Here is a 10,535-nt window from a genome sequence, read left to right on the forward strand (position 1 = left end):
GGCCGCGAACGCGGCGAGCCCCGCCCGCTGGTCGCCGAGGTGGTGGAGGGTGCGGCTCGCCCACAGCAGATCGGCCGGGTAGTCCAACTCGTCGAGGACATCCGGCAGTTCCCCGGCGACCGTGCCGAAGCGGTCGGCCACCCCCTGACGCTCCGCCCGTGCCCGGGCCCGCTCCAGCAGCGGCTCCGAGCCGTCCACGGCCACGATCCGGGCGCCCGGGAACGTCTCGGCGAACAGGCACGACACGACGCCGGGCCCGCTGCCCGCGTCGACGATCAGGCCCGGTTCGGTCACCTCCTTCGCCAGCCAGGCCAGGGCTCGCTCGTACATCGACGTGAACAGCTCGGCCTGGGATTCCAGCATCGGGGCCATCGCCGCCCAGTCGATGTCGGTGTGGTCGTGGTGGTGGCCGTGGCCCGGCCGGTGAACGTGGTCGTGGTCGTGGTCGTGCGCCATGCTGGTCAGCCTCCCGCTCGGATGCGCTCAGCGTGCGCCGACGCACCGAGAGGAGGCCACTGCTGTTGCCGGTGCGGCAAAATCCGCCGGGGCCGGGACCCCGGCGGATCAGCCGATCAGCGGGGACGGGTCAGGACAGCGGCGGGTAGGCGTTCTGCATCAGCTGCCGGAACTGCGCGGAGAACCAGTGCCCGGACAGTGGCGCGTCCGGCAGGGCACCGGACATGTTGTTGTTGTTGCGCGGGTTGCCCGTGTAGGTCGGGTCGCACATGCGGTCGAAACCCTTGCCCTCGTCGTTGGGGATCTGCTTGCTCGCCCCGTCGGACTCGCCCGGCGGCTTCATCCACACGTACGCGTCGATCCCCGCGGCCGGGGCGGCCTTCGGGCGCTCGCCGAGGCCGGCTCCGGACTGATTGCACCAGTTGCCGGCGTTGAAGCGACGGTCGTATCGCCCGCCGTCGACGTAGGTGTCGACGGTGGTGGTCGCGCCCGGTCCGGTGGGCCGTGCGGTGCCGCCCCAACCGTTGCGGGAGGTGTCGATCAGCATGCCGATGTCCGACGGGAAGCCGGCCGAGACCAGTTGGTTGCGCAAGCCCTGTGCGAAGGACTGCTCGTCGACGTAGCGGTTCCAGTCGATCCACTTCGACTCGCGGACGGATTTGCCGGCCACGTTGTCGTTGATGGTGAAGTTGTTCTCCTTCAGGGCGCTGTAGTTCGCCGTGTTGGTGATGAAGCCGTGGACGTCGTTGACGGTCGCGCCCTCGGCGGACGCCGCCTCCTTGAACAGGGTCGCGGAGGCACCGAAGTTGTCGTCCCAGCCGATCCAGCCGTGGTGCCCGGCGTCGACGTAGTTGTAGACGTTCGGCACGTCGCCGAGCTTGTTGAGCGCGTAGCCGACGCCCTTGACGTAGTTGCCGTTGGCCTTCATCACGTCGCACTGCGGGACGGCCGTCGGGCGACTGCCGGTGTTGGTGACGAGGTTCGGCAGCGAGTCGATCTCGACGGTGGTGACGATCCGCAGCGAGGAGTACTTCGAGTCGGCGAGGATCGCCTTGATCGGGTCGATGTACTCCGTCTTGTACCGGTCGATCTCCGTCGGGCCGAGCTCGCCGTTGGAGGCGAGGGCGGCGCAGTCACGGCCGGGCAGGTTGTAGATGACCAGCTGGACGACCAGCTCGCCGGAGCCCTTCTGGCGCAGCGCCTCGTCGAGGTGGGCGCGCAGGCCCATCTTTCCGCCGGCGCCGTTGATCGCGGCGATGCGGTCCAGCCATACTCCGGTCGGCTCGTTGGCGATCCGACTGCCGCCCGGCTCGGCAGCGGCGTTCGCGGACCACTCCGGGTTGACGTACACCTTGGCGCCCTCGTAGGGGTTGTTCACCCGGCCGGTCGGGCCGCCCGGGTCCGGCGGATCCGTGGGGTCGCCGGGGCCGCCATCGACGTTGCAGGTCACGCCGTCGAGGGTGAAGGTGGCCGGGACCGCGTTGCTGCCGCTGTAGCTGCCCTGGAAGCCGAAGCTCACCGAACCACCGGTCGCCAGCTGGGCGTTGTAGGTCTCGTTGGCGGCGGTGACGGCGGCACCGCTCTGGCTGAGCTTGGCGTTCCAGCCGCTGGTGACCTTCTGGTTGCCGGCGTACGACCACTTCAGCGACCACGAGGACTTGGCGGCGCTGTTGTTGGTGAGGGTCACGGCAGCGGTGAAGCCGGTGCTCCACTGGTTCTGGATCTTGTAGTCGACGGTGCACGGGACTGCGGCGATACCGGCACTGCCCGGGTCGACGGCGAACGCGGTGCCGGTCGCGCCGGCGACCAGGGCCATGGCGGCCAGTAACGCGGTTCTCGTACGGCTCATGAGTGGGGGTCCCTCTTCCGTTGGGGTTCCTTGCGCATTCCGCGGTTCGGTGGGGGGTTCTCGGAGCGGTGAGGTGTTCGCGGGCAGGGCGGAGCCCGTGCGGCGTCGTACGCGGCCGATTCGGGGCGGCAGCGGTCCGCCGCACGCGGGCGTCGCGCGCCGGCGGCGGCTCAAAGTACTGAACGCGGGGGGTGTCGCATGAGCGACTCCTTGCAGGTCGGGCGTGCCGTGACGGACGCGTCGACTGATGGAACCGCTCCCACTGGTGTCAAGGAAGGTAGCGCCAAGTGACAGCAAAGAACAGGGGAGCTGCTGACTTTTGCTCAACACGGGGCGTCGAATCTTTTCGACTCTTCAAGGACCTTGACCGGTACCTGACGTGTCCGCACTATGGGAGCGCTCCCACTGGTTCAAGCCTTGACTTCTCCGAGCCGCAAGGAGGAACCAGCACCATGCATCCCCCACCCCGGAGACGCGGAGCGGTACGGCGGTTGTGGACCGCCGCCCTCGCAGCTCTCGCGCTTCCGTTGACGATGCTCTCCTCGGGGTCGACTCCCGCGCAGGCAGCGGCGCTTCAGTGCAGTGTCGACTACAAGACGAACGACTGGGGCTCCGGTTTCACGGTGGACCTGATCCTCACCAACCGCGGCACGGACGTCATCGACGGCTGGACGCTGACCTACGCCTACGCCGGCAACCAGAAGCTGGGCAACGGCTGGAACGGCACCTGGTCGCAGTCCGGCAAGGACATCACCGTGCGCAACGCCTCCCACAACGCGCGGGTCGCCGCGGGCGCCGCCGTCTCCACCGGCGCCCAGTTCTCCTACAGCGGCGGCAACACCGCGCCGACGTCCTTCTCGGTCAACGGCACGCCCTGCACCGGCGCGCACCAGCCGCCGATCGCCGTACTGACCAGCCCGAGCGGGGGCGCCGTCTACACCCAGGGCCAGGCGGTTCCGCTGGCCGCGACCGCCGCGGCGGCGGACAACGCCACCATAAGCAAGGTGGAGTTCTACGACGACACCAAGCTGCTGGGCACGGACACGAGCGCGCCCTACGCCCTCACCGTCTCGGACTTGACCGTGGGCAGCCACTCCCTGGTGGCTAAGGCGTACGACAGCACGGGCGCCTCGGCCGACTCCACCCCGGTCGGCATCACCGTTGCCTCGGGCCCGACCGTCGTCGCCTCGCCGCTCCAACTGGGCGTCCAGTCGGGCAAGTCGGGCACCTACGAGGTGAAGCTGTCCAAGCAGCCGTCCGCGAACGTGACGGTGGCCTCCGCCCGGGCGAGCGGCAACTCGGGGCTGTCGGTCTCCTCCGGCGCCTCGCTGACCTTCACGCCGCAGAACTGGAACACCGCGCAGAAGGTGACCGTCACCGCCGGGAACTCGGGTACCGGATCGGCCGTGTTCGAGTCGACGGCCGCGGGCCACGCAAAGGCCTCGGTCACCGTGACCCAGCTGGCGGCGGCGAAGATGTACGACGCCCGCTTCCTCGAGCTCTACGGGAAGATCACCAACCCGGCGAACGGCTACTTCTCCCCCGAGGGCATCCCGTACCACTCGGTCGAGACGCTCATCGTCGAGGCGCCGGACCACGGCCACGAGACCACGTCGGAGGCGTACAGCTACCTGCTGTGGCTCCAGGCCATGTACGGCAAGGTGACGGGTGACTGGTCGAAGTTCAACGGCGCGTGGGACCTCATGGAGAAGTACATGATCCCCACCCACGCCGACCAGCCGACGAACTCCTTCTACAACGCCTCCAAGCCGGCCACCTACGCGCCCGAGCTGGACACGCCGAACGAGTACCCGGCCAAGCTCGACACCGGTGTCTCGGTCGGGTCCGACCCGATCGCGGGCGAGCTGAAGAGCGCGTACGGCACGGACGACGTCTACGGCATGCACTGGCTGCAGGACGTGGACAACGTCTACGGCTACGGCAACGCCCCCGGCAAGTGCGAGGCGGGCCCGTCGGACACCGGCCCGTCCTACATCAACACCTTCCAGCGCGGCGCGCAGGAGTCGGTGTGGGAGACGGTGCCGCAGCCGACCTGTGACGCCTTCAAGTACGGCGGCAAGAACGGCTATCTGGACCTGTTCACCGGTGACGCCTCCTACGCCAAGCAGTGGAAGTTCACCAACGCGCCGGACGCCGACGCGCGGGCCGTGCAGGCCGCCTACTGGGCGGACCTGTGGGCCAAGGAGCAGGGCAAGGGCTCCGCCGTCTCCGCGACGGTCGGCAAGGCCGCCAAGATGGGCGACTACCTGCGCTACTCCATGTTCGACAAGTACTTCAAGAAGGTCGGCAACTGCGTCGGGCCGTCGGCCTGTCCGGCGGGCACCGGCAAGGACGCCTCGTTCTACCTGATGTCCTGGTACTACGCCTGGGGCGGCGCCACCGACACCAATGCCGGCTGGGCCTGGCGCATCGGTTCCAGCCACGCCCACGGCGGCTACCAGAACCCGCTGGCCGCGTACGCACTCAGCAACTACGCGCCGCTGAAGCCGAAGTCGGCGACGGGCGCCGCGGACTGGGGCAAGTCCCTCGACCGGCAGCTGGAGTTCTACCGCTGGCTCCAGTCGAGCGAGGGCGCCATCGCGGGCGGCGCGACCAACAGCTGGGCGGGCCGGTACGCGACTCCGCCCGCCGGGAAGTCGACGTTCTACGGCATGTACTACGACGAGAAGCCCGTGTACCACGACCCGCCGTCCAACCAGTGGTTCGGCTTCCAGGCGTGGTCCATGGAGCGCGTCGCCGAGCTGTACCAGCAGACGGGGAACGCCAAGGCCAAGACGGTCCTCGACAAGTGGGTCGACTGGGCGCTGTCCAAGACCACGTTCAACCCGGACGGCACGTTCCGGATCCCGTCGACGTTGCAGTGGTCGGGCCAGCCCGACACCTGGAACGCCAACAGCCCCGGCTCCAACAGCGGGCTGCGCGTCACCGTCGCCGACTACACCAACGACGTCGGTGTGGCGGCCGCGTACGCCAAGACCCTGACGTACTACGCGGACCGCTCCGGTGACACGGAGGCCGCGGCGGCGGCGAAGAAGCTGCTGGACGGCATGTGGGACAACAACCAGGACGCCCTCGGGATCGCCGTCCCGGAGAACCGGGCCGACTACAACCGGTTCGACGACCCGGTGCACATCCCCAGTGGCTGGACGGGCACGATGCCGAACGGTGACGCGATCAACTCGTCGTCGACGTTCGACTCGATCCGGTCCTTCTACGAGGACGATCCGGCCTGGTCGAAGATCGAGAGTTATCTCTCGGGCGGTGCGGTGCCGTCGTTCACGTATCACCGGTTCTGGGCTCAGGCGGACATCGCCTTGGCCATGGGCTCGTACGCGGAGCTTCTCGAATAGCCCCGCCGGGCGCTCCGCGGGCTGGGCCGTTGTGATCTGCGGGCCGTATGTGGCTGGTCGCGCCCACGCGGCGGAGCCGCATATCGATGCAGCACCGCGCCCAAGAAGCGGGTGCGTCCGAAGCTCTGCGTACAAGGGGCCCCGCACCTGACGCGGGCCACCAAGGCCGGGCGGCTCCACCCGCACAGGGGCCGCCCGGCCCTCGCACGTCCCCCCTCACGGAAGGACCCCCACCGTGCGAAGAACCCGTATCCTCACGGCGGTGCTGGCGCTGGCGGCCGGGCTGTTGTCGGGCGCCCCCACCGCCCTGGCCGCCGATCCCCCGGCGCCGAAGCTCGCCGCCGACACGTACACCTGGAAGAACGCCCGAATCGACGGGGGCGGGTTCGTACCCGGCATCGTCTTCAACCGTTCCGAGAAGAACCTGGCCTACGCCCGCACCGACATCGGCGGCGCCTACCGCTGGCAGGAGTCCTCCAAGAGCTGGACACCGCTGCTGGACTCGGTCGGGTGGGAGGACTGGGGGCACACGGGCGTGGTCAGCATCGCGTCCGACTCCGTCGATCCGAACCGGGTGTACGCGGCGGTCGGGACGTACACCAACAGCTGGGACCCGAAGAACGGCGCCGTCATGCGCTCCTCCGACCGGGGTGCGAGCTGGCGGAAGGCGAACCTGCCGTTCAAGCTGGGCGGCAACATGCCGGGACGGGGCATGGGCGAGCGGCTGGCCGTCGACCCGAACCGCAACAGTGTGCTGTATCTCGGCGCGCCCAGCGGCAAGGGGCTGTGGCGGTCGACGGACTCGGGAGCCAGTTGGTCGCAGGTGGCGAATTTCCCGAACGTCGGCAACTACGCGCAGGACCCGAGCGACACGAGCGGCTACGCGTCCGACAACCAGGGCATCGTCTGGGTCACCTTCGACGAGTCCACCGGCACGGCCGGGAGCGCCACGAAGACGCTCTACGTCGGGGTCGCCGACAAGGACAACGCGGTGTACCGGTCGACGGACGCGGGCGCGACCTGGCAGCGGCTGGCCGGGCAGCCCACCGGCCACCTGGCCCACAAGGGCGTCCTGGACGCGAAGAACGGCCACCTCTATCTCGCGTACAGCGACAAGGGCGGCCCGTACGACGGCGGCAAGGGCCGGCTGTTCCGGTACGCGACGGGCACGGGGACCTGGACGGACATCAGCCCGGTGGCCGAGGCGGACACCTTCTACGGCTTCAGCGGGCTGACGGTGGACCGGCAGAAGCCGGGCACGGTCATGGCGACCGCGTACAGCGCCTGGTGGCCGGACACACAGATCTTCCGCTCCACGGACAGCGGTGCGACCTGGAGCAAGGCGTGGGACTACACGTCGTATCCGAACCGCGAGAACCGCTACACGATGGACGTCTCGTCCTCGCCGTGGCTGACCTGGGGCGCGAACCCGCAACCGCCCGAGCAGACGCCGAAGCTGGGCTGGATGACCGAGGCCCTGGAGATCGACCCGTTCGACTCCGACCGGATGATGTACGGGACGGGTGCGACGGTCTACGGCACCGAGAACCTCACGAACTGGGACAGCGGGAGCAAGTTCGCCGTCCAGCCGATGGTGCGGGGCCTGGAGGAGACCGCCGTCAACGACCTCGCCTCTCCCCCGTCCGGCGCGCCGCTGCTGAGCGCGCTGGGTGACATCGGCGGCTTCCGGCACACGGACCTGACGAAGGTGCCGTCGATGATGTTCACCCAGCCGCACTTCACCACGACCACGAGCCTGGACTTCGCCGAGTCGAACCCGAACACGGTGGTGCGCACGGGCAACCTGGACTCGGGGCCGCACATCGCGTTCTCGACGGACAACGGCGCCAACTGGTTCGCCGGGACCGACCCTTCGGGCGTGAGCGGCGGCGGCACGGTCGCGTCGGCGGCCGACGGCAGCCGGTTCGTATGGAGCCCCGAGGGGGCCGGTGTCCACCACACGACGGGCTTCGGCACGTCGTGGCAGGCCTCCGCCGGGATACCCGCCGGGGCGATCGTCGAGTCGGACCGGGTCGACGCGAAGACCTTCTACGGCTTCAAGTCCGGGAAGTTCTACGTCAGTACGGACGGCGGGGCGACGTTCAAGGCGTCACCCGCCGGTGGCCTGCCCGGCGGCGACAGCGTCCGCTTCAAGGCGCTGCCCGGCGGGAAGGGCGACGTGTGGCTGGCGGGCGGGGCGACGGACGGCGCGTACGGGCTGTGGCACTCAACGGACGGCGGGGCGAACTTCACCAAGCTCCCGAACGTCGAGCAGGCCGACACCATCGGCTTCGGCAAGGCAGCACCCGGCGCCTCCTACCAGACCCTCTACACCAGCGCGAAGATCGGCGGCGTACGCGGCGTCTTCCGCTCCACGGACGAGGGCACGACCTGGACCCGCATCAACGATGACGCCCACCGGTGGGGCTGGACGGGCGCCGCGATCACCGGCGACCCGCGGGTGTACGGCCGTGTCTATGTCTCGACGAACGGCCGCGGCGTCCTCTACGGCGACAGCTCCGGCGCTGGCACCACGGATCCGGGACCGGGCCCCGACCCCGCACCGACCGGTGCGTGCAAGGTCACCTACAAGATCACCAGCCAGTGGTCGGGCGGCTTCCAGGCGGACGTCCAGCTCACCAACACCGGCACAAGCCCCTGGAGCGGCTGGTCACTGGCCTGGACCTTCACCGACGGCCAGAAGCTGACCCAGGCGTGGAACACCGAGGCGGCCCAGTCGGGTCCGACGGTGACGGCGAAGAACGTCGCCTGGAACGCGAACGTGGCGGCGGGGTCGTCGGTGAGCTTCGGGTTCACCGCGAACCGGTCGGACACGAACGCGAAACCGGCCGCGTTCAAGCTGGGTGAGCAGACCTGCGCGGTCGCCTGAGCGGGCGGTCCCCGGGGTTGCCGTAGCGCTCCACCAGTTCCGCCGCCGTCCGGGCGAGGCGGTCGCGCAGTTCCGGGGGTTCGAGCACCTCGATGCCCGTGCCGAGGCGCAGGAACTCGGCGTGGGCGTGGTCGAGGGACTCGATGGGGGCGGTGGTCCGGGTCCAGCCGTCCTCTTCCACCTGGCTGCCGGTCTGCCCCGGCCCGGGGAGGGTCACTCCCGGTGCCAGCCGGACCACCGTCCGGGCGGCCCGGAGCCGGTGTGGAAGTCGCGCTGGTACGCCGCCCGGTACGCGGCCAGCACGAAACCGTCAGTTCGGGCGAACTGCCTCTCATTGGAGGTGAGTTGGAGTATCTGGTCGACCCGGTAGGTGCAGGGGCCCGGGCCCGCGACGACATACCGGCGGCCCGCCTTGAGGACGAGTCCGTACGGCTCCAGGTGGCGCTCCACGTCGGTGGGCTCACGCCAGCGGCGGTAACGGACCTGCAGGGCAACGGCAGTTCCACACGGCGTCCGCCACGGCCGGGAGATGCTGCGTCTCGTCGGCGTCGGCGCACCAGCCGGGCGCGTCGAGGTGGAAGCGCCCGCTTATCCTGTCGGCGTGCGGGCGCAGTCCGGCCGGCAGGGCGGCCCGGACCTTGAGCTGGGCGGCGGCCAGGACGGAGCCGAGGCCGAGCCGGGCGGCGGGGCCGGGGGCGCCGGCGAGGAAGAGTGCCTCGGCCTCGTCGGCGGTGAGGCCGGTGAGGCGGGTGCGGTAACCGTCGAGAAGGCGGTAGCCGCCGGCATGGCCCGCGTCGCCGTACAGCGGGACGCCCGCCGCGTGCAGCGCCTCGATGTCCCGGTACACCGTGCGCACGGAGACCTCCAGCTCCTCGGCGAGCCGGGCGGCGGTCATCCGGCCGCGGGTCTGGAGCAGCAGGAGGATGGAGACGAGTCGGCTGGACTTCACTGACACAGGATGTCAGTGAAGCGGCCCTGGCGTCCCGGCATGGATTTCAGCGAGAAGCTGCTGACCGTACTTCCGCCGATCGAGGTGGCCGGTCGGCACGTCAAGCGCTACCACGTCGCCGCCGACCCGGCGGGTATCGAGCCCGCCGTCGAGAAGGCGGCGTACGCGATCCTGCCGGAGCTGGAGCGGGACGGCACGCCCCCGGCAGCCTTCGTCGTCCTGCACGGGGGCGACGACGGCGCCTACCTCAACGCGTACAGCTGGGTGTGGGACAACGTCCTGCACTTCAAGGGCGCGTCGGCGGGCCAGCCGGTGCTGGGCTGCCCGGACCGCGACCGGCCCACTTCATCACGCCCGAGCTTCCGTGGATCGGCTGCGTCTGGGAGCTGCCGCCGATCCTGCACGAGCGGGACGCGCCTGGTACGGCACCTGCTCGCGCCGGAAGTCCCTGATCTGAAGGCCTACTTGACCGGCTCCCTGCCCGACGGAACCACAGGAGACCGCACATGAGCAGCCCGCACGACTTCGACTTCTTCCACGGCGACTGGGAGGTCCTGCACCGGCGCCGCACCGACTTCCTCGACCCGGACAGCGACTGGGCGGAGTTCTCGGGGGCGAGTCGCTGCCGGCCGCTGTCGGCGGCGCCGCGAACCTCGACGAGGTCGACATGCCGCAGCTGTCCGCCCAGGGCGCGACCCTGCGGCTCTTCGACCCGAAGACCGGGCGGTGGTCGCTGAACTGGGCCTCCAGCATCAGCGGAACCCTGTTCCCGCCGGTCTTCGGCGGGTTCGAGAACGGACGCGGCGCGTTCTACGGCGACGACACGCACGACGGCAAGGAGGTGCGGGTCCGGTTCGTCTGGTCGGGCATCTCCGCCACGTCGGCCCGCTGGGAGCAGGCGTTCTCCGTCGGCGGCGCGGACGGCTGGGTGACCAACTGGATCACGGGGTTCACCCGGCCTTCCGGAACGACCGCAGACTGAACACCGGGTCGGGGCGTGGCCGTTCCTGGTCGGGGAGG

The 10,535-nt window shown here is 69.9% G+C and carries 5 protein-coding genes and 2 pseudogenes; 4 read left to right on the forward strand and 3 right to left on the reverse strand.

Translation table 11 applies throughout. The features are described 5' to 3' along the window. The coding region (locus tag ABZ281_RS20780) for a class I SAM-dependent methyltransferase (protein ID WP_356657480.1) at positions 1–456 on the reverse strand (456 nt) is incomplete at its 3' end. Positions 457–586: 130 nt separating this feature from the next. After that, positions 587–2,305: a glycoside hydrolase family 6 protein gene (locus ABZ281_RS20785; RefSeq protein ID WP_356657482.1), complete on the reverse strand. Its 1,719-nt coding sequence runs from the start codon at positions 2,303–2,305 to the stop codon at positions 587–589. 452 nt (positions 2,306–2,757) lie between these two features. Between ABZ281_RS20785 and ABZ281_RS20790 the strand changes: the two genes are divergently transcribed. Beyond that, positions 2,758–5,676, forward strand: a complete 2,919-nt coding sequence (locus ABZ281_RS20790; RefSeq protein WP_356657484.1) for a glycoside hydrolase family 48 protein — start codon at positions 2,758–2,760, stop codon at positions 5,674–5,676. 235 nt (positions 5,677–5,911) lie between these two features. Then, positions 5,912–8,566 carry a cellulose binding domain-containing protein gene (locus ABZ281_RS20795; RefSeq protein WP_356657486.1) on the forward strand — a complete coding sequence of 885 codons (2,655 nt, stop codon included), beginning with the start codon at positions 5,912–5,914 and terminating at the stop codon, positions 8,564–8,566. Here ABZ281_RS20795 and ABZ281_RS20800 read toward each other — a convergent pair. Next, positions 8,532–9,515: pseudogene (locus ABZ281_RS20800) on the reverse strand (YafY family protein). The gene ABZ281_RS20795 and the pseudogene ABZ281_RS20800 overlap by 35 nt on opposite strands. 39 nt (positions 9,516–9,554) lie before the next feature. On the opposite strand from ABZ281_RS20800, the pseudogene ABZ281_RS20805 reads away from it, so the two are divergent. Both ABZ281_RS20805 and ABZ281_RS20810 read left to right on the forward strand, forming a co-directional pair. Continuing rightward, positions 9,555–10,025 (forward strand): annotated as a pseudogene (locus ABZ281_RS20805) (hypothetical protein). 157 nt (positions 10,026–10,182) lie between these two features. Continuing rightward, a complete protein-coding gene (locus tag ABZ281_RS20810; protein WP_356657488.1) occupies positions 10,183–10,497 on the forward strand; it encodes a hypothetical protein in 315 nt (104 codons plus the stop codon). The last annotated feature ends 38 nt before the right edge of the window (positions 10,498–10,535 follow it).

The organism is Streptomyces sp. NPDC006265 (assembly GCF_040613555.1).
Classification (GTDB): Bacteria; Actinomycetota; Actinomycetes; order Streptomycetales; family Streptomycetaceae; genus Streptomyces.

Bases quoted from the DNA above. Each gene is read 5' to 3' on its own strand.
- ABZ281_RS20785 (WP_356657482.1), bottom strand. From the start codon at position 2,305: ATGAGCCGTACGAGAACCGCGTTACTGGCCGCCATGGCCCTGGTCGCC.
- ABZ281_RS20790 (WP_356657484.1), top strand. From the start codon at position 2,758: ATGCATCCCCCACCCCGGAGACGCGGAGCGGTACGGCGGTTGTGGACC.
- ABZ281_RS20810 (WP_356657488.1), top strand. From the start codon at position 10,183: ATGCCGCAGCTGTCCGCCCAGGGCGCGACCCTGCGGCTCTTCGACCCG.